Source organism: Corynebacterium argentoratense (assembly GCF_021491455.1).
Classification (GTDB): Bacteria; Actinomycetota; Actinomycetes; order Mycobacteriales; family Mycobacteriaceae; genus Corynebacterium; species Corynebacterium argentoratense_A.
The window spans coordinates 330,639-350,906 of the sequence record NZ_JAKETN010000002.1 but is presented as its reverse complement, the minus strand read 5'-3'; the positions used below and the strand labels follow the sequence as shown (position 1 = coordinate 350,906).

Annotated in this window: 22 protein-coding genes and 3 tRNA genes; 8 read left to right on the top strand and 17 right to left on the bottom strand. The window is 59.9% G+C overall.

Annotation, left to right across the window (positions count from 1 at the left end; genetic code table 11):
* The first annotated feature begins 62 nt into the window (after nt 1-62).
* The 3 genes from L1C91_RS04115 to L1C91_RS04105 are packed head-to-tail and all read left to right on the top strand — an operon-like array spanning nt 63 to nt 2,662.
* The gene (locus L1C91_RS04115; RefSeq protein WP_234858142.1) at nt 63-956 is read left to right on the top strand and encodes an ABC transporter substrate-binding protein; all 894 of its coding nucleotides are present in this window, start codon (nt 63-65) and stop codon (nt 954-956) included.
* The gene (locus tag L1C91_RS04110; RefSeq protein ID WP_234858141.1) at nt 956-1,882 is read left to right on the top strand and encodes an amino acid ABC transporter permease; all 927 of its coding nucleotides are present in this window, start codon (nt 956-958) and stop codon (nt 1,880-1,882) included. The genes L1C91_RS04115 and L1C91_RS04110 overlap by 1 nt, the downstream gene beginning before the upstream one ends.
* Nucleotides 1,883-1,891: 9 nt before the next feature.
* Entirely contained in the window at nt 1,892-2,662 is a 771-nt protein-coding gene (locus tag L1C91_RS04105; RefSeq protein ID WP_328219579.1) for an amino acid ABC transporter ATP-binding protein, read from the top strand.
* A 55-nt stretch (nt 2,663-2,717) separates the two neighbouring features.
* Here the strand turns inward: L1C91_RS04105 and L1C91_RS04100 are convergent, their stop codons facing one another.
* Genes L1C91_RS04100 through L1C91_RS04065 form a run of 8 tightly spaced genes read right to left on the bottom strand, consistent with a single transcriptional unit; the run spans nt 2,718 to nt 10,269 of the window.
* On the bottom strand, nt 2,718-3,455 hold the full coding sequence (locus tag L1C91_RS04100; RefSeq protein WP_234858140.1) for a sulfite exporter TauE/SafE family protein: 738 nt from the start codon (nt 3,453-3,455) through the stop codon (nt 2,718-2,720).
* A gap of 5 nt (nt 3,456-3,460) precedes the next feature.
* On the bottom strand, nt 3,461-3,931 hold the full coding sequence (gene coaD, locus L1C91_RS04095) for a pantetheine-phosphate adenylyltransferase (protein ID WP_234858139.1): 471 nt from the start codon (nt 3,929-3,931) through the stop codon (nt 3,461-3,463).
* Complete coding sequence (locus L1C91_RS04090) at nt 3,931-4,533, bottom strand: RsmD family RNA methyltransferase (protein ID WP_234858138.1); 603 nt, start codon at nt 4,531-4,533, stop codon at nt 3,931-3,933. The genes coaD and L1C91_RS04090 overlap by 1 nt, the downstream gene beginning before the upstream one ends.
* Before the next feature lie 7 nt (nt 4,534-4,540).
* Nucleotides 4,541-4,753 carry an acetyl-CoA carboxylase biotin carboxyl carrier protein subunit gene (locus tag L1C91_RS04085; protein WP_234858137.1) on the bottom strand — a complete coding sequence of 71 codons (213 nt, stop codon included), beginning with the start codon at nt 4,751-4,753 and terminating at the stop codon, nt 4,541-4,543.
* Nucleotides 4,754-4,764: 11 nt separating this feature from the next.
* Nucleotides 4,765-6,900 carry an ATP-dependent DNA helicase RecG gene (locus L1C91_RS04080; protein ID WP_234858136.1) on the bottom strand — a complete coding sequence of 712 codons (2,136 nt, stop codon included), beginning with the start codon at nt 6,898-6,900 and terminating at the stop codon, nt 4,765-4,767.
* On the bottom strand, nt 6,900-8,594 hold the full coding sequence (locus L1C91_RS04075; protein WP_234858135.1) for a DAK2 domain-containing protein: 1,695 nt from the start codon (nt 8,592-8,594) through the stop codon (nt 6,900-6,902). The genes L1C91_RS04080 and L1C91_RS04075 overlap by 1 nt, the downstream gene beginning before the upstream one ends.
* A gap of 11 nt (nt 8,595-8,605) precedes the next feature.
* The gene (locus tag L1C91_RS04070) at nt 8,606-9,280 is read right to left on the bottom strand and encodes a uracil-DNA glycosylase (protein WP_234858134.1); all 675 of its coding nucleotides are present in this window, start codon (nt 9,278-9,280) and stop codon (nt 8,606-8,608) included.
* The gene (locus L1C91_RS04065) at nt 9,277-10,269 is read right to left on the bottom strand and encodes a thiamine-phosphate kinase (RefSeq protein WP_234858133.1); all 993 of its coding nucleotides are present in this window, start codon (nt 10,267-10,269) and stop codon (nt 9,277-9,279) included. Before L1C91_RS04065 ends, L1C91_RS04070 begins: the two co-directional genes overlap by 4 nt.
* Before the next feature lie 26 nt (nt 10,270-10,295).
* On the opposite strand from L1C91_RS04065, the gene L1C91_RS04060 reads away from it, so the two are divergent.
* A complete protein-coding gene (locus L1C91_RS04060; protein ID WP_234858132.1) occupies nt 10,296-11,258 on the top strand; it encodes a DUF3515 domain-containing protein in 963 nt (320 codons plus the stop codon).
* Between the two features lie 97 nt (nt 11,259-11,355).
* On the opposite strand, the gene L1C91_RS04055 is transcribed toward L1C91_RS04060, so the two are convergent.
* Both L1C91_RS04055 and L1C91_RS04050 read right to left on the bottom strand, forming a co-directional pair.
* Nucleotides 11,356-12,459 (bottom strand): D-alanine--D-alanine ligase family protein, encoded by a 1,104-nt coding sequence (locus tag L1C91_RS04055; protein WP_234858131.1) that lies wholly within the window; start codon nt 12,457-12,459, stop codon nt 11,356-11,358.
* A 14-nt stretch (nt 12,460-12,473) separates the two neighbouring features.
* Nucleotides 12,474-13,490: an NAD(P)H-dependent glycerol-3-phosphate dehydrogenase gene (locus L1C91_RS04050; protein ID WP_234858130.1), complete on the bottom strand. Its 1,017-nt coding sequence runs from the start codon at nt 13,488-13,490 to the stop codon at nt 12,474-12,476.
* Nucleotides 13,491-13,528: 38 nt separating this feature from the next.
* Here L1C91_RS04050 and L1C91_RS04045 point away from each other — a divergent pair, with 38 nt between their 5' ends.
* Nucleotides 13,529-14,467 carry an NUDIX hydrolase gene (locus tag L1C91_RS04045; RefSeq protein ID WP_234858129.1) on the top strand — a complete coding sequence of 313 codons (939 nt, stop codon included), beginning with the start codon at nt 13,529-13,531 and terminating at the stop codon, nt 14,465-14,467.
* A 42-nt stretch (nt 14,468-14,509) separates the two neighbouring features.
* Here the strand turns inward: L1C91_RS04045 and leuD are convergent, their stop codons facing one another.
* Nucleotides 14,510-15,097, bottom strand: a complete 588-nt coding sequence (gene leuD / locus L1C91_RS04040; protein WP_234858128.1) for a 3-isopropylmalate dehydratase small subunit — start codon at nt 15,095-15,097, stop codon at nt 14,510-14,512.
* A gap of 24 nt (nt 15,098-15,121) precedes the next feature.
* Complete coding sequence (gene leuC, locus L1C91_RS04035) at nt 15,122-16,549, bottom strand: 3-isopropylmalate dehydratase large subunit (protein ID WP_234858127.1); 1,428 nt, start codon at nt 16,547-16,549, stop codon at nt 15,122-15,124.
* Between the two features lie 80 nt (nt 16,550-16,629).
* On the opposite strand from leuC, the gene L1C91_RS04030 reads away from it, so the two are divergent.
* Nucleotides 16,630-17,388, top strand: coding sequence for an IclR family transcriptional regulator (locus L1C91_RS04030; protein WP_268836303.1), 759 nt, complete (start codon nt 16,630-16,632; stop codon nt 17,386-17,388).
* Nucleotides 17,389-17,405: 17 nt separating this feature from the next.
* Here L1C91_RS04030 and L1C91_RS04025 read toward each other — a convergent pair whose 3' ends face one another.
* The gene (locus L1C91_RS04025) at nt 17,406-18,515 is read right to left on the bottom strand and encodes a hypothetical protein (RefSeq protein ID WP_234858126.1); all 1,110 of its coding nucleotides are present in this window, start codon (nt 18,513-18,515) and stop codon (nt 17,406-17,408) included.
* 78 nt (nt 18,516-18,593) lie between these two features.
* Here L1C91_RS04025 and L1C91_RS04020 point away from each other — a divergent pair, with 78 nt between their 5' ends.
* On the top strand, nt 18,594-18,929 hold the full coding sequence (locus L1C91_RS04020; RefSeq protein WP_234858125.1) for a hypothetical protein: 336 nt from the start codon (nt 18,594-18,596) through the stop codon (nt 18,927-18,929).
* Nucleotides 18,907-19,056: a hypothetical protein gene (locus L1C91_RS04015; protein WP_234858124.1), complete on the top strand. Its 150-nt coding sequence runs from the start codon at nt 18,907-18,909 to the stop codon at nt 19,054-19,056. Before L1C91_RS04020 ends, L1C91_RS04015 begins: the two co-directional genes overlap by 23 nt.
* A 51-nt stretch (nt 19,057-19,107) precedes the next feature.
* On the opposite strand, the gene L1C91_RS04010 is transcribed toward L1C91_RS04015, so the two are convergent.
* From L1C91_RS04010 to L1C91_RS03995, 4 genes are all read right to left on the bottom strand, one after another.
* Nucleotides 19,108-19,180 (bottom strand) — tRNA-Glu (locus tag L1C91_RS04010).
* A gap of 48 nt (nt 19,181-19,228) precedes the next feature.
* Nucleotides 19,229-20,026, bottom strand: coding sequence for a hypothetical protein (locus L1C91_RS04005; protein WP_234858123.1), 798 nt, complete (start codon nt 20,024-20,026; stop codon nt 19,229-19,231).
* 58 nt (nt 20,027-20,084) lie between these two features.
* A tRNA-Glu gene (locus tag L1C91_RS04000) sits at nt 20,085-20,157 on the bottom strand.
* Between the two features lie 24 nt (nt 20,158-20,181).
* Nucleotides 20,182-20,253, bottom strand: a tRNA-Gln gene (locus L1C91_RS03995).
* Nucleotides 20,254-20,268: the final 15 nt, after the last annotated feature.

Here is a 20,268-nt window from a genome sequence, read left to right as displayed (position 1 = left end):
GAAGCCCTAAGCGGGGGTACACAGGCATGAACTTTGCTTCAGGTTCACTAGACTTATCACCCATGAAAATCCTTCGCCCCAGGGGCCTCGCTCCCCTCGCATCACTGCTCGCTGGCGCACTCGCGCTCGCGGGATGCGTCACCAATGAAGAGGGCGGGCACCCAGAAGGGTGGGAGCCTGTCATCCCAGCCCCCGATGCTGAAGTACAGGCACTCGTGCCCAAAGAGATCGCAGACAAAGGTTCCATCACCATCGGGACCAATCCCCCCTTCGCGCCGGCTGAATTCAAGGATTCCGCCGGTGAAATCATTGGTTTCGAAATTGACCTTGCTCGCGCAGCTGCCGCAGTGATGGGCCTCGAGCTCAACATTCAAGACCAAGACTTTCCCATGATTCTGCCTGCAGTGCAGGCCGGCTCCGTGGACTTCGGAGCCTCGGGCTTTACCGATAACGAGGAACGCCGCAAGCAATTCGACTTTGTGGATTTTCTCAACGCTGGAATCCAGTGGGCCTCTCAAACAGGCGCACCGGTTGATCCCGACAATGCCTGCGGACTGACTGTGTCGGTTCAGCGTCTTACCGTCTCCGATACTGACGACATCACTCTCCGATCAGACGCTTGCGTGGAAGCCGGTAAACAGCCCATCAAGAAACTTGCCTATGATTCTTCCGATGCTGCCGCTACAGCGCTCGTGCTTGGCAAAGCTGATGCTTTTTCCGCTGACTCACCGGTGACCGCCTGGGCGGTTGAACGCTCCGACGGGGCCATCGAGCTGACGGGTGAGATTTTTGATGCAGCACCCTACGGATGGCCAGTGGCCAAAGGCTCCGACCTTGGGCCCGCTCTACAAGCTGCACTGCAGCATCTCATCGACAGTGGCGACTACCAACGCATCCTGACCATGTGGGGCGTCGAAGCCGGCGCCGTCGACACAGCTGTAATGAACGGACAATAATGGCTACACATTCTTCTTCCCCCGCAACGCCCGCACCGATCGAAGCAAAGCAGCTTCATCATCCTGGACGCTGGATCGCCGCCGCGATACTCCTGCTCATTGCCACGAAGTTCGTGTGGTCTAGCGCCACTAACGAGGCGTACCACTGGGACACCTACTTCGCGTATCTCCTGGACACTCGAGTGGCAGTCGCTGCTCTGCACACCCTCGAAATCACCATTCTGGCAATGCTCATTGGTGTGGTACTCGGTGCGATCCTGGCTGTGCTCCGCATGTCGCCCAACCCCGTTTTACGCGCGGTCAGCCTCGCCTACCTGTGGGTGTTCCGCGGCACTCCGGTTTATGTTCAGCTGGTGTTCTGGGGCCTGCTCAGTAACATCTATAAATTCATCGATATTGGTTTTACCCAGATCAGCCTCGAAACTATCCTCTCAAACGCCTTCTTCTTGGCCGTCATCGGCTTAGGCCTCAACGAATCCGCCTACATGGCAGAAATCGTCAGGGCTGGTATCCAGGCCGTCCCCGAAGGACAAACTGAGGCATCCAAGGCGTTGGGCATGAGCTGGTGGCTCACCATGCGCCGCACGGTGCTTCCCCAAGCAATGCGCATCATCATCCCGCCTACCGGCAACGAGCTCATCTCCATGCTCAAAACCACCTCGTTGGTCGTTGCGATCCCCTACAGCCTCGAGCTGTACGGACGCTCGATGGACATCGCAAACAACCTCTTCCTGCCTGTGCCGATGCTTCTCGTCGCCGCAACCTGGTACCTGGTCATTACCTCACTGTTGATGGTCGGCCAGCACTATCTTGAGCGTTACTTCTCTCGGGGTGCTTCCCGGCAGCTGACGGCGCGCCAACTGGCGGCCCTTGCCGATGCTGAAGGCAAACCGCCGGCAAACGTGACAATCACGGACGAACATTAAGGACTTCCCATGACTGACGAACAACTCATGATCGATGCGCAGAAAGTCTGCAAGAGCTTCGGCCACCTGGAAGTCCTCAAGGGAATCGACCTCCAGGTTCGCCGTGGAAGCGTGACCTGCCTTATCGGCCCATCGGGCTCAGGCAAGTCCACGCTTCTGCGCTGCGTCAATCACCTTGAGCAAATCAATGCAGGCAGGTTGTATGTGGACGGCGAGCTCATCGGTTACAAGGAAAAAGACGGCGTCCTGTATGAAATTTCTGCGAAGGAAGCCGCCCGCCAGCGCGCGGACATCGGCATGGTCTTCCAGAACTTCAACTTGTTCCCCCACCGCACTGTGCTGGACAACATTATTGAAGCGCCCGTACACGTGAAGTCGCAGCCGCAAGCAGAGGCGAAGCAACGCGCGATGGAACTGCTCGAACAAGTCGGCTTGGCGCACAAGGCCGATGCCTACCCCGTCCAATTGTCTGGTGGTCAGCAGCAGCGTGTAGCCATCGCCCGCGCGGTGGCGATGCAGCCCAAGCTTATGCTCTTCGACGAGCCGACCTCTGCACTTGACCCCGAATTGGTGGGCGAAGTGTTGCAGGTCATGCGCTCGCTTGCACGCGAAGGTATGACCATGCTTGTGGTCACGCACGAAATTGGTTTTGCCCGCGAAGTCGCGGACCAGGTTGCGTTCATCGACGGTGGTGTCATCGTCGAGCATGGCACTCCCGAGCAAGTTATCGACAACCCCCAGCACACTCGTACCCGTGAGTTCTTGTCTAACCTGCTCTAGGCCACTGTTCTCATCGGTGGGGCTCATCCCCACAAGAGAGCCTCACCGCGCTGTTTTAGCCGACTAGGCCACGAACCAGCGCAGCGATCGCCCCGAGAAAAGCGACGCTGAGCGCCAGCTGTCTGGCCCGTTCCCGTGACACACAGCGTGCCACCTTACCGCCTACTACGAGGCCAACAGTCAAGCCGATGACACCAGCCACCCACACGCTGGGCGCCGTATGCGCGACACTGCCGGCACCAAACAGAGTTTTCGTGGCCACAGACACCGCACCAGTGACAATGAACAGAGGCTGCAAAGTGGCCGCGAACTTGTGGTGGTCCCAGCGGGATGCTTGAGCATAAACGGTGATGACGGGTCCGGCGATAGCGGCAAGGGTATTGGTGAATCCGCCGATGATGCCAGCGATGACAGCCCACACAGGTGAATGCACGCGTGGAATATGGCGCTGCCCGTATGTCACCGTGCTGAGAGCTATCAGCAGTGTTGCTCCGACGAGTACCTGCAGGCCCGATTTATCAATTCGAGTGATTAATAACGCCGCGGGGATCGACCCGACCACAAGTACAGGCGCGATCAACGCGAAATGTCTCCAGTCGATATCGGCGCGCGCGGCCCAGGCTGTCCCGAAGGCCGTGATAATCGCCAGCACATTGACAATCATCACCCCTTCAACGGGGCCGATAACGATCGACAGAATGGTTGCGGCAATCAAGCCAAGCCCCATGCCCGCAACACGTTGCAGACCAGCTCCAAGCGCCACAACGAGCCCAACGACCAACGCTAACGTCATAGCGCTTAAGCCAATTTCTTATTCAAAGCTTCAACCACGTTCGGTGGAAGAATCTCCGATGTGTCCCCACCGTAGCGGGCTACCTCTTTGCTCAGTGTAGAGGAAATATAGCCATACTTGGGGTCGGTGAGCAGGAAAAACGTATCCAGGCCTGTCATACGGTGATTCATCTGAGCCATGGGCAGCTCGTATTCGTAATCCAACCCGCTGCGCAAGCCTTTAACCAGCGCGCTCACCCCATGCTTGGTGGTGTAATCAACCAGCAGCCCACTCCATGAATCAACATCAACGTTGTCTAGGTCTGCAGTGGCATCTTCGATCAGCTGCATGCGTTCCTCGACAGTGAACATTCCCTGCTTGTTGGGGTTGTGCGTTACAAGCACCGTGACGCGCTCAAACTGCCGTGCGGCTCGTTCAAACACATCCAAGTGCCCCATCGTCACAGGGTCGAATGAGCCTGGGCATACAACGCGCACTAGGACTCCTCTCCGCTCGTGGGAGCGTATAGTTCCGCATCGAACACAGCCATGTCCATGCGTGCGATGCCAAACGTACGTTTCTTTAACTTCTGGGTGGTGGGAACTAGACAGTCCGGCCAATCGGTGTTGGGGGAATCCACATGGCGTTCGACAACCACGGCGGCGCCGTCCCGCAAAGACGGTAGCAGCGCCCGCACCATCTCGTTGACGGCTTCATCAGCTAGGTCGTACGGGGGATCCGCCAAAACCATATCGAAGTATTCTGCCGGCGCAGACGCCACGTAACTGGAGGCCTTCATCTCCAGCACGCTGACACGAGGGTGCCCGACGACCGCGATATTGCGCCGGATTGTGTCGACAGCGGCCGCGGAGTCGTCAACCAGAATGACCTCTTCTGCCCCGCGCGAGGCCGCCTCCAGCCCTAGCGCGCCTGAACCAGCGAACAGGTCGAGCACGCGGCGTCCTTCGAATCCGAAACGGACAGCAAGGGAAGAAAAAAGCCCCTCCCGTGCGCGATCGGAGGTCGGCCTGGTGCCTCGCGGCGGCACGCTGATCTTGCGTCCCCTGGCTACACCGGAAATTATTCGAGTTTGTCCCACTGTGCTGTCAGCCTTCCTCTAGGGTCAACACCGCTTGCCCGCCTTCGACATCGGCATAGTCGGCGCACAATTTCTGCCCAACGATACCTGGGCCTGGGGCTACCAATGGGGCCTCCAGCTTTACTGCCTCAATCGTCGCCAAAATAGTGCCGGTATTAACCTGTGCACCGGGGTCGACCCGGTAATGCACGATGCCAGCGAAAGGGGCACAAATATTCATGGGGATAAAGTCTAACTCTTGTCGATGAACTCGCGCGCGTCTACTTCCACATCACTGACTAAGCGACGGGCGAGTTCAATATTTTTGTCCACTAATGACGCCGCGTCACGGTTTGCGCGTTCAATCAACGCGGCGTCATCAATCAATGACAGCAGCTTGACAGACTTTGTTTTTCCGGACTGGGCGGTGCCCAACACGTCGCCCTCGTGGCGGGAGCGCAGATCTAGTTCGGCGAGTTTAAAACCATCACTGGTGGCCGCGATGTCGCTTAACCTGGTGTAGGAATCACTGTCGATCGGCTGGTGGGTGTGCAGCAAACACAAGGACGCGTGCCCGCCACGCCCGACACGTCCGCGCAACTGATGCAACTGTGACACACCAAAATTATCAGCCTCGCGGATGTACATGACGGTGGCGTTGGGTACGTCAATGCCGACTTCGATGACGGTGGTCGACACCAGAACATCAATATCGCCGCGGCCGAAGGATGCCATCACAGCATCTTTGTCTTCTGGGTGCATGCGGCCGTGGAGCGCCGCTACCCGCAGGTCGGGGAAGATCTGTTGTTCAAGCATGAGGGCAACGGCCTCTACCCCACCGTCGCCTTCGATTCGCGGACACACCACATAGGCTTGGTGGCCTGCACGTACCTCTTCGCGTATGCGTTCCCAGGCGCGCGCCACCCAGGTGGGTTTTTCTTCGGGTACGACGACGCTGGTGATGGGCTTCCTACCGCCGGGCAGCTGGGTGAGGGTAGACACGTCCAGGTCGCCGAATGTTGTCATCGCGATGGTGCGTGGGATGGGGGTGGCCGTCATGACCAGTAGGTGGGGTATGACGTCGCTACCGGTGTGCCGCAGGCGGTCTCGCTGTTGCACGCCGAAGCGGTGTTGCTCGTCGACGATCACTAGCCCCAGTTCGAAGAATTCGACGTTGTCTTGGATGAGTGCGTGGGTGCCAACGACGATGTCCGCCTGGCCAGAGACGATAGATAGCAGGGCGTCGCGTTTGGCGGCGGTGCTCATGGATCCGGTCAGGCACACCACGGAGGTTCCCAGCCCGGCGCGGCCGAGCATGTTGGTGATGCCGCGCGCGTGCTGGACTGCGAGTACTTCGGTGGGTGCGAGGAAGGCGCATTGTTTGCCGGCGTCGACGACTTGGAGCATGGCTGCGAGTGCAACCAGTGTTTTTCCGGAGCCGACTTCGCCTTGTAGCAGGCGGCTCATGGGGTGGGTGCTGCTGAGGTCGCGTGAGATATCAGCAATGACGTCGCGTTGGCCGCTGGTTTGCTCGAATGGCAGGCTTGCTGTGAGTTGCTGCCATGAGGGCTCTGGTGTGGGTGGGCATGGGGGTGCTGTGCGGTGTGCGGTGTCTGCGCGGCGCAGTGCCATGACGAGTGCGAGGGCGAGGGCTTCGTTGTATTTGATGCGGTCGATGAAGGGGCGGGGGCCGCGGTGGTCTGGTTGGTGGATGCCGCGGATTGCTTCGTCAAAGCTGGGGAGGTCTTCTGGTGTGTCGCCGAGTGGTTCTGGGATGGGTGGAGTGGATTGGAGGACAGCGTTGACGGCGCCGAGGATAGCCCAGGAGGTTGTGCCTTTGCGTGCGGGGTACACGGCGAGGTAATCCAGGGACTCCATGAGTTGTTGGAGTTGTTCGGGGGATCCGTAGTCACTGAGTTGAGTCAGGCCGCCTCCGCCGCGGGTGCGTCGGCGGGGTGCGGTGTCCTGCGCGTCCGGATCGGTGATGACAACGTAGGTGGGGTGTGAGACTTGGGGATTGCCGCGGAAGAATCTTACTTTTCCGGACATCATTACGCGCACGCCTTGGGTGAGCTGTTTGGCGGGCAGGCGAGCTTGGAAGAAGGTGGCGTTGATGCTGCGTGTGCCGAGGGGTGACTGGACGTGAACGTCGACCCGATGCATGAATTTTCCGGTGGATGTGTAGCCGGATTGGGCTCGGGCGATGGTGCCGACGAAGGTGACGATGTCGCCGTCGTTCGCGGCGTCAATATCTACCCCACTGCCGTGGGATGCCCAGGCGCGCGGGTAGTAGGTCAGTAGTTCGTAGACGTTGTCGAAATCGAGTTTGGTGGCTTGTTTGGGTGGGATGATGCTGCCGAGTGGGCGGTCGTCGTGCCAGCCGAGCATTATTCGACCCCGATTTCAACCAGTGGGCGGATGCCTTCGGCATGGACACTGACGACGGAGATCTCGCCCACGTCGAGCCCATCGCGCGCCTGGTTGAGTTGTTGCTGTAGTTCCGCGACGTCATTGTCATCTAGGAAGGGTTCGCGCTGCAGCAGGGTGACTAATTCGCCGCCCCGTTGGAGCATCTGGGTGCAGGTGTCCAAGATGCATTGCTGGACGGTGGTTGCTGTCGCCAGTGGTGCGTCGTCGAATACGCGCGCGTTGAAGGCTCCGTACTGCCAGTCCGCGTAAGAAGCATAAGTGTCAATGGTGTCAGAGATGTCGGGGGCGGCGTTGTCGACGATCCGCGCGACCCTCATGCTGGAGGCCGCGTCGCTCATGCTGAAGCAGTCGAATGCAAGCGGGGATGCGGGGTCGTGCACGGCGAGGGCGGCGATGCCTCGAACGGGGCAGTCACTGTGGACGATGCTGAGGGTCTTGCCTGCTGCGGTGCATGCTAGTTCCGCGGAAATCAGGTCGCGGCGGCTGAGCACACCGTTGGGGATGAGTACCACTTCTGTCGCCGCTTCTGCCCGTAGGGATCCGGCAAAGGTGTTGACTGCGTCTTCGTTGAAGGTGGCTGTAGGGCTTGTGTTGTTGCGGGGGCTGAGCACGCGGACGCCTGCATCTTCGAAGAGCGTGACGAGCGACCCTTCGGGTACCACGGCGACCAGGACGCGTTCGGGTTGTGACGTCGCGGGGGCTGGAGGAAGCACTTCGAGCCTCAGGCCGGTGACGCTCGGGGCGCTAGCAAACAGCAGTTCCACCACCGCACCTGGTTGGGTTGTGTGGATGTGGATCTGGGCGGCGTTTCCCGCGTCTCCCGCGGGGGCGATAATCAGGCTGTTGCCCATATCCGCGAGTGCGGCGTACAGGGCATTGAAATCGACCTGCTGTTCCCCGGTCGATTCAAGGTACGCCATGACCTCCATTTCTGGCTGATTGGCTAGGTCATGGACGACTGTGGGGTGGGTTTCAACAGGTGTGCCCTCGAGATAGGACAGCAAGCTGGACAGGAGCACGACAAAGCCCGCACCGCCAGCGTCTACTACCCCTGCTTCACGCAAGGCACTCAGTTGCGAAGGGGTGTTTTGTAGCGCCGTTTTTGCAGCTGTTGTGGCTTGTTGGACGACGTCATACAGGGGGGCGTTGTGGTTGACTGCGTCTTCGGCGGCGACTGCTGCGGAGCGCAGCACGGTGATGACGGTTCCCTCGACGGGCTCCGCGATAGCCCGGTCGACCATGTCCCGGGCGAGGGTGAGGGCCCGGCTGATGGTGGTGCCATCCACGCGACCACCGGTGGTTGCTTCGGCAATGCCACGCCACACTTGGCTCAGGACGACTCCGGAGTTTCCGCGTGCGCCGCGCACGGAGCCTGCAGCCAGTGCCCCCGCGACGTCATCAAGAGTGAGGGATTCTACGTCGGGGTCGGGCCCGAAGCGCCGGTGCACTTCTTCCACCGCAGCGGCCATGGTGTGTGCCATGTTGGATCCGGTATCGGAATCGGGGACGGGAAAGACGTTCATGGCATTGATTTCCGCCCGGCGCTCCTCCAGCGCGGAGGCTGCTACGCATGCCCAGCGGTACACGCCTGCGCCGTCAAGGGCGGTCGGATAGGGGGAATCCGCAGACGCCCCCGTAACCTTTGAATCCATAGGGTGAAACTCTACCAGTTGATGGGTTCACGGCCAGCGGCGATGAGTGTCTCGTTGGCTCGGCTGAAGGGGCGGGAGCCGAAGAAGCCCCTGCGCGCGGACAGCGGCGAGGGGTGTGCGCTGGCGATGACCTCCATGTGCTGGCAGTTTGCGAGTGCGCGTCCCGCGTGGGCGCCCCATGCCAGTGCCACGACGCCGGGGCGATCGACGATAGCGATAATGGCGTCAGTGACCTTCTTCCACCCGATGCGACTGTGGGAGCCCGCCTGCCCGGAGACCACGGTGAGGGTGGTGTTGAGCAGCAGCACACCCTGGTCGACCCAGTCATCAAGATTGCCGGTGGTTCGGGTGGTGGCTGTGTCATCGTATAGTTCTTTGTAAATGTTGGCGAGGCTTCGAGGCAGCCTGGGTGCGTCGCTGGCGAAGCTCAGGCCAACGGCGTGGCCTGGCGTGGGGTATGGGTCTTGGCCGAGGATGAGCACTTTGACGTGCGCAACCGGCATGCTGAGAGCCCGCAGGACTAGCTCGGGTTTAGGGTGGATCGTGCGCGTGTCCTGGGCAAGATTATTGATGACGTCGCGGAGCGCTTCTGGTTGCAGGCCGGCATCGAACCAGCTGCGGTCGATGGGGGCCAGCAGGGCTGACTCTGTGTAGTCGCACCCATGGTGTTCAGCGGGGGTGCTCATGCGAAGCTGTCCCAACCGTGGGGCTGGACGGGTTGCGAGTCCAGGGTGATGGGGCTGTGTGTGTCTGCCTGCGGGTGTTGGTTGTTTTGCGCGCTGAGGATTTTTCCTATGGTGCGGAAGCCCGAGGGGGTGGCTTTATTGGTGCAGGCCAGGAGCGTGTGGTCTTCTCCCCCGTGCAGTACCCACTCCCAGGGGTCGATGCCTACGGCGCGGCCGGCCGCGATCATCAGGGCGTCTGGGGCGATTGCTTGGGCGCTGAGGTCAATGTTCACTCCACTGCGCTGGGCCATGGTGTGTAGGTCGTGGATGAGTCCATCTGAGTTGTCGGTCATGGCAGTTGCCCCGGTCGCGCGGGCCACGACGCCACGGCCGATGGGAATGGTGGGAGCGCAGTGGGCGCGGATGAGGGCGTCAAAGCCCAACGGCAGTTCTTCGGGTCCAAAGTGGTTGAGCAGCGCCAGGCCGGCAGCTGAGTAGCCGATCCTGCCTGCTGCCACCAGGCGCTGCCCCGGGCGTGCCCCGTCGAGGGTGAGTGCGGGCATGCTTCCGCCGATAACTCCGATGGCTGTCACCCCAATGATGATGCTGTCTGCCGAACAGAGGTCACCGCCGACGGTCTGCGCACTGTAGCGTTCTACACTGTCGCCGACGCCGCGCGCCAGCTCTGTCAGCACGGCCAGTTCGGTTGTGCCCGGCGCGCTGACGGCCAGTAGTGCGGCGATGGGGCGAGCCCCCATGGCTTCAATGTCGGCGAAGTTTTGTGTGATTGCTTTGACGCCGACGTCGTAGGGGGTGGACCAGTCGAGGCGGAAGTGGCGTCCTTCGACGAGGGTGTCGGTGGACACGACGGTGCGTGAGTTTGGTGCGGGAACCGGCAGCACCGCGGCGTCATCACCGTTTCTGCTGCTGGGCATGTGCTCCAGCATGGCGTCGATGGCTGCTCTTTCGCCGACGTTGGATAACGTGGCGGGAGTGGGTGCGGTATTCATAGGGGTTTAACACTAATATGACGCCCATGGATTCGTCGTCGCGTGTGGTGGTCAACGGTTCGATCGTGTCGTTGTTGTTGGCCGTGGGTTTGGTCGCTGGTGTCATTGGAGTGGGGCGTCATCTGGCGTTGTCTGATGCTCAGGCACCGGTGGCTTTATCGATTATTGATGCCCCGGAGGCGTCCAGCCCGCAGTGTGCTGATCTTCTTGAGCGTCTGCCGTCGAAGGTTGGGGGTTTTCGGTCGGTGGATCTAGTGGATCCTGCGCCGGAGGGTGCTGCTGCGTGGGCGAAGAGTTCCCAGCAGCGGGTGACGTTGCGGTGTGGTGTTGATACGCCTGCGCAGTTTAGTGATTTGAGTGTGGTTGATGACGGGTGGATGCGGGTTGGGGATGAGACTCCGGGCTCGACGTTGTCGACGTGGTATCGGGTGGGGTCGACTCCGGTTGTTGCTGTGACGGCTGATCAGGATGCGGATTCTGCTGTGACTGAGTTGATCGAGCAGGTTGGCGCAGGTGATGGTCCGGCGGCCAAGCCCCATCCGATTGCGTTGTCGACTCTTGCGTCTTCGGGCGGGGCGTCGTCTGGTGAGGGCGCCGAGGTGGTGTCGCGTCAGTGCCGTGGTTTGATGGCCGCCCTGCCGCAGGTGGATGGTTACCAGTTGCGTGTGTTGGATGCGTCCGAGGTGGGCCCCCTAGTTGCCCCCGGGACGATGGCTGCGTGGGTGGCTGAAGGCCGGGAGCCTGTGGTGGTGCGTTGTGGTGTGGCACTCCCCCAGGCTTATAAGCCCGGTGCTGCGTTGCAGCAGGTTAATGACGTCGCGTGGCTGGAAGATAGCACGCTCGGTAACGGCACTACGGCGTCGACGTTGTACGGGTTGGGCTATGAACAAATCGTGGCTGTTAATTTGCCGCAAGCTCTTGGTACCGAAGTGTTGACGCCTTTATCGAATGCGATTGCGAAGAATCTGCCCGAACAGCCCCAGCCCTAGCCCCTAGTCCTCTACGCTGGCCCCAGGTTTGTCGATGTAGGGGTTGCGCGGAGTTCAGGGGTCGGGCTGGGGTGGTCTCGCGTGGGCTGTGCTGAGGCTAGCTGGTGGTCAGTGCGCGCTCGATCAGAATGTCGAGTAGTTGCTGGTAGCTGTAGCCGCTGGCTTGAAGCACCTGCGGGTACATAGAGATCGGGGTGAACCCGGGCATGGTGTTGACCTCGTTGACGACGGGCCCGTTGTCGGTGAGGAAGAAGTCCACGCGGCTAAGCCCACGGCAGCCGAGCGCACGGAACGCTGTGATGGCCTGGTTTTGCAGCTGTTCCGTGGCGTGATCGCCAATAGGCGCGGGGATCAGCGGTGCCACCACGTTGTCGAGGTACTTGGTATCGAAATCGTAGAAGCCTTCTTCGCCCTCATCTGTGCCCTGCAACTGCGCGGGTACGGATGCGATGATGCGGCCGTCGAGAAGTTCAAGAACACCGACTTCTACCTCGTCGCCGATGATTTCCGATTCGATGATGACCTTCGCGTCGTGTTCGCGAGCGAGCGTCACGGCATCATCGAAATCATCCCAGGAAGTCACGCGGGAGATACCGATGGAGGAACCACCACGGGCGGGTTTCACAAACACCGGAAGGCCGAGTTCTTCCCGCAGTTGCTGGCCCAAGTCTGTGCTGTCGCCTGGGTAGAGGATGTGTTCGCGGCCGATCGCAAGACCCGCGGCACCCAGAATCTTCTTCGTGTATTCCTTGTCCATGCAGGCAGCCGATGCGAGCACACCGGGCCCAACATAAGCCACACCGGATAGCTCGAACAGGCCCTGGATCGTGCCGTCTTCACCGAAGGGGCCATGCAGGCAGGGGAATACCACGTCTGCCTCGAATAGCAGCCGCCCGTCAGAGGTTGTGAACTGCCCCTTGTGCTCCGGGTCGAGCGCCAAAGTGATGGCCTCAGTGAGCTCGACCTCGGGTAATCTGCGCCCATCAACCACCAATTTGGTGACGTCGCGTTGCCCCACCGTCCACACACCCTCACGGGTGATGCCCACGGGGAAGACCTCATAAGCGGCAGGGTCAAGGTGGCTCATAATCGCACCGGCTGTCACGCAGGACACGGAGTGCTCCGAACTGCGACCACCATAAATGATCGCTACGCGGATGGGTGCGGAAGAATTCTTAGCGGATTGCTCAGTCACGACCATTTACTCTACCCCCGCTACTCGGCTTTCTTAGAGCGCCCCATGAGCGCGCCAACCATATCGGACACGGCCAAGCCGTTGTGGCACACATCGAACACCGCACGGGTAATAGGCATCTCCACACCATGTTCCACAGCCAGCTCATACACAGAACGCGAACTAGTCACGCCCTCCGCCACCTGACCGTGTGTTGCATGGGCAGCTTGCTCCAACGTATCCCCCTTGCCCAAACGCACACCGAAACTACGATTGCGCGACAACGGAGACGAACAGGTAGCAATCAAGTCACCCACACCAGCAAGCCCCGCGAACGTCCGCGCATCGGCCCCCAACGCCTCACCCAAACGCGTAATCTCCGCAAGCCCACGCGTCATCAACGACGCCACAGTGTTCGCCCCCAACCCCTGGCCACTAGCCATACCGCAAGCCAAAGCAATAACGTTCTTACACGCACCACCGATCTCACAGCCAACCACATCCGGGTTGGTATAGGGACGAAAATACGGAGCTGCAACCGCATGCTGAATAAACTCAGCACGCTGCTGATCAGGGCACGCAATCACCGTCGCCGCAGGCTGCTCCAACGCAACCTCGCGAGCAAGGTTTGGCCCAGACAACACCGCAATACGTTGAGCATCAACCCCCGCGACGTCAGCAATAACCTCGCTCATCCGCTTACCCGTACCCTTTTCGATGCCCTTAGCCAAAGACACAATCGACGCATCCGAGCCAATCAAATCCCGCCACTGGGCCAAGTTACCGCGCAGCGTCTGGCTAGGAACCGCAAGTACCACGATATCCGCACCATCCAAAGCCTGCGCCGCATCCGCAGTAGCCGAAATACCAAAAGGCAGAGTCAAACCAGGCAGGTAATCATGATTTTCCCGCGTGATCTGGATACTACGCGCAGCATCCGCGCGCCGGGACCACAAACGCACGCTGGAACCTGCGTCCGCGAAAACCTTCGCCAGGGTGGTTCCCCAGGAACCAGCCCCCATAACAGCAACCGTGGGAGAAGACATGTGGGTATCCATACAGACGAAACTACCCGAATAGGCGGTAAGTTTGTGGCATGCAAGCTACACACAGCACTGACTCGCTCCACCCCGTCAACGCGATCCCCGCACGGCCCGCGCAGTTATTCACCAAGCCGGTTTTTGCGGCAGGAGCAGTGCTGTTCCGGCAGGGGCGCATCGCTGTAGTACACCGTCCCCGCTACGACGACTGGTCTTTACCCAAAGGCAAAGTCGACCCCGGCGAGTCACTACCCGAAACCGCAGTGCGGGAAATTAAGGAAGAAACCGGGTTTGACGTGGCTCTCGGAGGTTTACTCGGCCATGTCAGCTACCCCCTGGGCAAGCGCACCAAAGTGGTGTACTACTTCACCGCAGACGCACCCGAGGGCGAGTTCCAACCCAACAGTGAATGCGACCAGCTGCTGTGGCTATCCCCCGAGGAAGCCGCCGCAAAGGTCAGCTATCCGATGGACAAAGACGTTATCGGGCGTGCTGTACAGCGCACCGCCCACCCCGTTGATGCGCGTGTATTGTTAGTTCGCCACGCACATGCGCACCCCCGCCGGACCTGGACCGGGGACGATTCGATGCGTCCACTGGATAAAAAAGGACGCCGGCAGGCTGACGCACTCGTGCGATTGTTAGATGCGTACAAGCCGACGGTCTTGTTTTCGGCGAGCCCGGATCGCTGCATGACGACACTGCGCCCCTTCGCGATGGCTACCACGATGGACCTCACAATCGAGCCGGCCTTCGATGACGACACCTATGCCACAGATACCCGGGCAGCAGCCAAAGCGCTGTCGACAATCGTCGCCTCCGGCGGCACCACAGTGGTGTGTTCCCAGGGGCTGGTTATCCCGGAGCTTTTAGGCAGCCTCGATGAGTCTTTACAAGGCGCGAGCGCTAAAAAAGCCTCCGTGTGGGTTCTGGATTTCCACAAGGGCAGCTTGGTTGCTGCCGACTATATTGAGTCCCCGCTGCCGGTGAAATAGCTCCGGCAGAGCCGCGTGCCCCGGGCCCCCGGACCGCAGTGGCTAGAGGGTGGCTGGTTTGAATGCCGGGCGCTGGGCTTCGAAAGAGGCAATGGCCTCTTCCTGGCGAAGGGTCAGCCCGATGTCATCAAGCCCTTCAAGCAGCCGCCAACGCGTGTAATCGTCCACATCGAAGGGCAGTGTGACTCCCCCGGCGGTCACCAGGCGCTCGTTGAGGTCAACGCTGAGCTCAAGACCGGGAGTCTGTTCCAGCAGCTTCCACAACGTTTCAATATCATCTTGGCTCATTTGGGCGGCAAGCAGCCCTGCCTTGCCCGCGTTGCCACGGAAAATGTCGGCGAAACGGGAAGAAAACACCACGCGGAAGCCATAATCCATGAGAGCCCAAACGGCGTGCTCGCGGGAAGAACCAGTACCGAAGTCCGGCCCTGCGACCAGCACAGAACCCTCCCTGTAGCCGTCCTGGTTGAGCACAAAATCAGGGTCGCTCCGCCATCCGGAAAACAGCCCGTCTTCGAAACCTGTGCGTGTGACACGCTTGAGGTATTGCGCTGGGATAATTTGGTCGGTGTCGACGTTGGAGTGACGCAGCGGAACACCAGCACCAGTGTGAATACTAAATTTTTCCATGACTTTTAACTCTCTGCTCGCTGTCTAAATGTCTGCGGGGCTGGCTAGTGTTCCAGCGATAGCCGTGGCGGCAGCTACCTGGGGTGACACGAGGTGGGTGCGGCCGCCTTTGCCCTGGCGTCCCTCAAAGTTGCGGTTGGAGGTCGACGCGCTGCGCTCACCCGGGGACAGCTGATCGGGGTTCATACCTAAGCACATCGAGCATCCGGGCTGACGCCACTGCGCACCGGCTTTGGTAATGATTTGGTCGAGTCCTTCTTCCTGGGCCTGCTGGCTAACTCGCGCGGATCCGGGAACGACCATCATGCGGACATCGGGGTGGATGCTGCGGCCATCCAGGATTTCTGCAACAGCGCGAATATCCTCAATTCGACCATTGGTGCAGGAGCCTACGAAAACAGCGTCGATCTTGATATCGCGTAGCTTCGTACCCGGCGTGAGATCCATGTAGTCCAGTGCTTTTTGCGCCGCGGCTTTGTCTGCGTCGTTGGTGAAGTCCTCAGGGCTGGGGATACTTGCACCCAGTGGTAGGCCTTGTCCGGGGTTGGTGCCCCAGGTAACGAAGGGGGTGAGGCTGCTGGCATCGATGTCGACCACGGTGTCGAACACGGCGTCATCGTCTGTGCGCAGGCTACGCCAATAGGCAACAGCATCGTTCCAGTCCTGCCCGGTCGGTGCGTGGGGGCGGCCTTTGAGGTAGTTGAAGGTGGTCTCGTCGGGGGCAATCATGCCGGCACGTGCGCCTGCTTCAATCGACATGTTGCAGATGGTCATGCGGGCTTCCATCGACAGTTTTTCGATAGCTTCGCCGCGGTATTCGATGATGTGGCCCTGCCCACCACCGGTGCCGATCTTGGCGATGATGGCCAAGATTAGGTCTTTAGCTGTCACGCCCGGCTGCAGCTCGCCGGAGACATTGATCGCCATGGTTTTAAAGGGCTTGAGCGGCAAGGTTTGGGTGGCCAGAACATGCTCGACCTCCGAGGTACCGATGCCGAAGGCGATTGATCCGAATGCACCGTGGGTTGCGGTGTGGGAGTCGCCGCACACCACCGTCATGCCGGGTTGTGTGAGGCCCAGCTGGGGCCCGACCACGTGGACGATACCCTGGTCGACGTCACCCATCGGGTGGATGCGAACGCCGAATTCCTCGCAGTTTTTGCGCAGTGTTTCCACCTGCAGCCGCGAAATCATGTCTTTGATCTCGGTGATGGCGCCGGTTTTGATACCTTCGGTGGGGACGTTGTGGTCTTCGGTCGCGATGGTCAGGTCGGGCCGACGGACACTGCGCCCGGCGAGTCGGAGACCATCGAAGGCCTGTGGTGATGTGACCTCGTGGAGTAGGTGGAGGTCAATGTAGATGAGGTCCGGTTCGCCGTTGCTACCGTGCGCGACGATGTGGTCATTCCACACCTTTTCTGCCATAGTCAGGGGCTGGCTGACTGCGGTCATAGTTCGTCGTCTCCTTATCCGATCTCGCGTGAGAAACCAACAAGGTAGCTTCCCACAGTGCGAGATGTTAATATCACTGTATGGGACAGTATAGCGCAGAGGGCAAAACAACACGAAGCAAGGGCACCCGCTCCACCCCCGAAGACGTCAGCGGCATCAAAGTTCTTGATCGCGCCGTACTCATCATGGAAGCAATCGCCGCCAAGCCCCGCTCTTTAGGGGAACTCTCGGAAGCCACCGGACTCCCCCGCGCAACCACCCACCGACTAGCCACCGCGCTAGAAGCACACCGTTTATTGTGGCGCACAAGCAGCAACCAATGGGCAATCGGTCCGCGCGCAGCACAACTGGCGGGTTCGCAGCAGGACAGGCTTCTTGACGCCGCGGAACACATCATGGGCACCGTGCTCGACGACACCAAAGAATCCGTGCAGCTCTACCGCCAAACAGGGCTTCAACGTATTTGCGTCGCCAGCATGGAACCCAAAACTGGTTTGCAAAACACTGTCCCCGTGGGCACGAGGATGACGCTGTGTGCCGGCAGTGCGGCGAAGGTCTTCGTAGCTTTCGGCGATGAAACACTGCGCGAAGCAATACTGCCGCAAGCCTCTTTTAGCACCGAAGAACTCAGCGGGGTCGTCTCTAAAGGATGGGCGGAGTCCATCAGCGAACGCGAACCGGGCCTGGCTAGTGTGTCGGTGCCAGTGTTCTTTGAGGACAAAATAATTGCCGCCTTGTCCATTTCGGGGCCAGCGGAACGTTTGGGCGACACCCCAGGCAAGCGCTTCGGCCCAACGTTGGTCAGCGCATCCGAGGCCATCACCCAAGCCATGCTCTAGAACCCAGCCCCTGGGTTTTAGGAAAAGTCGACCTTGTCGTTGGTGATGCGCGCAGTTTCCCCTTCGTAGCTCACCTCAATAAAGTCTTTACCCACGTGGGCCTCGAACCCGTCGAAGCCCGGCACCACTACGACGGCACCCTTGTCCAGCCTGCGCACGTCGGTGGGCTTGGCCGTATTGCCGCCACGTGCGATCCATAGCGACTGCCCCTCCATGAATGTTCCACAGAACTGCTTTTCATCGGTCCAAATAATCTTGGCTACGCTTTGTTCCTCACCCGGGTAGATCCCGCACACTTCATCCTCGCCCAGCACCCAGGATGCAGTCCGGGCATCACGATCTGAGGATTCAACCGCCATGCAGGTGACATACGGCTGCCTGTTGCCGCTTCCGGCATGGCACATCACCGTCCCGTCTTCACTGGCGAAGGGGAAGCCGCTAGCGAGCGACACAATCTTTGCTTCATCCTTGCCGTAGTCGACTGCTTCCAGCGGGCTGCCTTCGGTGTCGATTTTGACGTTGCAATTCGGCAGCTTGTCTTTGCCCCACACCTGAATGTCCCCGCCCCTGAGTACCCATTTCCCTTCATAATCAGCACCCTGAGAAGCATTATTGCACGTGCCTTGCTCATAGATGAGGGCCTCACCGCTTCCATCAAAGCGCGCAGACGCACCACCTCTAATCCTCTCAGCGGCGACCACCTTGCCTTTATCGAAGGCCGCCAAAGCCCACTGTGCGCTGTTTTGCGTCGAGGTCCCGGTCGGGTGTGTAGACCAGCGCATCAGCAGCGCGTAACTGGCCGGCGCGCAAGGGTCATAATCGGAATTAAGCACCGTCCATTCACGGTAGTCCGGCTCCGGCAACACCCCCGACACTTCATCGACGAAGCCTTGGGTCATATACACAGGCCCGCAATCGCTGCCGTGGGAGCTCTTTAGCTGCGGTTTAAGTTTGTCCAACAGCCCTGCTGCGGGTGCCGCTGTGGGTGTTGACGTCGCGCCTGTACTGCTGGCCGCAGGCGTCGCGGCGTCATCTTTTTTCTCGATCGTGATCGCGCCACAACCGACCATACATAGCGCAGCTGCACTGACGACAGCGCAGATTTTTAACGTACGGGCAGCGAACATCAGACCTCCAAGGACTAGAAAACAAAAACCAGCGTAGGCTCACAATTATCCTAACACTGTGACCTGAAAGGACACGCCATGAGTTTCTCATTTGCCCGTACAGGCCGCCCGGCACTCGCGCTCCCCGCCGCAGCGCTGGCTTGCACCCTGTTCATTACAGCGTGCGGGCCAACCCCGGAAGACCAACGCCAAACCTCCGGCACAGAAATAACCGCCACAGCGTCAATTCCCAAAGATGATCGCACGCCCCTAGTGCACACGTACACGGCCACAGAATATTCGGACATCAGCCGCATCGATGCGATCAAGCAAGTCCAAGGCCGCATCGAGGGTGACAACGCAGTATCCAAAGCGGACGGTGGCAGCACCGCCCACGCAGGCACTCAGCGATGTGGCCGCACACTTGCCGGCTAAGGCCGCCGACGACGACATCCAGTCGTTGTTCATCGAGCTGCACTACACCTCCAACGGCGATGATGCAGCGATGGTGACCACAGCAATGATTGACGACTTCACCGACTATCAGCCGCCCGCCCAGTAGCTGAAGAAATAACAAATCCCGGAGCTTGTAAAGACTCCGGGATTATTTTTGTACCCCGTACGGGATTTGAACCCGTGTTACCGGCGTGAGAGGCCGGCGTCCTAGGCCGCTAGACGAACGGGGCATATGCGCTCTATGCGACGAAGATCAACTATATAGAGCGCAGCGACCTTTACCAAATAAGGTCGCTGAACTGCGGCAACACCCATACTGCCCGTGCCCGGCCCAAGCTGCGTCCGTCAACGACAACCTCCCGGTTCACCGCCACTGCCCCGATGCGATCCCAACCGCGCAACGTGTGCTGGGTTTCGCGACGCCCCTGTATCCAGGTATGAATATCGTGCCCTACCAAGCAGCGACACTCCTGCGCCTGATTCTTAGAATCAGCGATGCCCCTGTCGGAGGTGGCTTCCGCAGCAGACGGCGCTGCGGGCAGATGCGGATCTTCGCTTTCTATGTCGACGAGTAGACGCACCTCATGAGGGTCGATATCGGCGGCGAACCACGGTTGAGGCTGCGCCGCACCTTCAGTCGAATTCAGCGATAGCCCGGCACGAGGAATCGTCATTGAATTGAGAGCCTCGACTACTCCCAACCGCGCACTCACCCCATCGGCGGTGGTGAGGCGCAGCGGCCGCCCCACTTCGCAAACGTCAATCGAGGCGTATTGCCACACAGATGGCCGTACCTCACCTCCAGGAAGGGTAATGACGTCGCGATGGTCAATGTAGACAACACTGCCGTCGGTTTGTACGCGTACACAGGTGCCGGGGTCTATTTGGCGAATGCGGGAGGGGTGGGTGGCACGGAGGTCTTGGAGGGCTTGAATAAGTTCTTCATCTGTAGATGTCCAACCGATGCCGCGCAGTTCGAGCGCTCCGAATAGCGCGGGAAGGGAGAGCTCTGGCTGCCCTTCCCAGGTGTCGCGCAGCTCTTCGAGGACGCGTGGAATACGGGAGGGGTCAAGCATTCTGTCATCATAAACCACAACGCCTCACCCGCTGATGCGGGTGAGGCGTTGTATTTTGTACCCCGTACGGGATTTGAACCCGTGTTACCGGCGTGAGAGGCCGGCGTCCTAGGCCGCTAGACGAACGGGGCTAGCGTTAGCAGTAGAAACTGCAGCTGGCCTACCTGGACTCGAACCAAGAATGACGGTACCAGAAACCGTAGTGTTGCCAATTACACCATAGGCCATCGTTTACTTTCGCG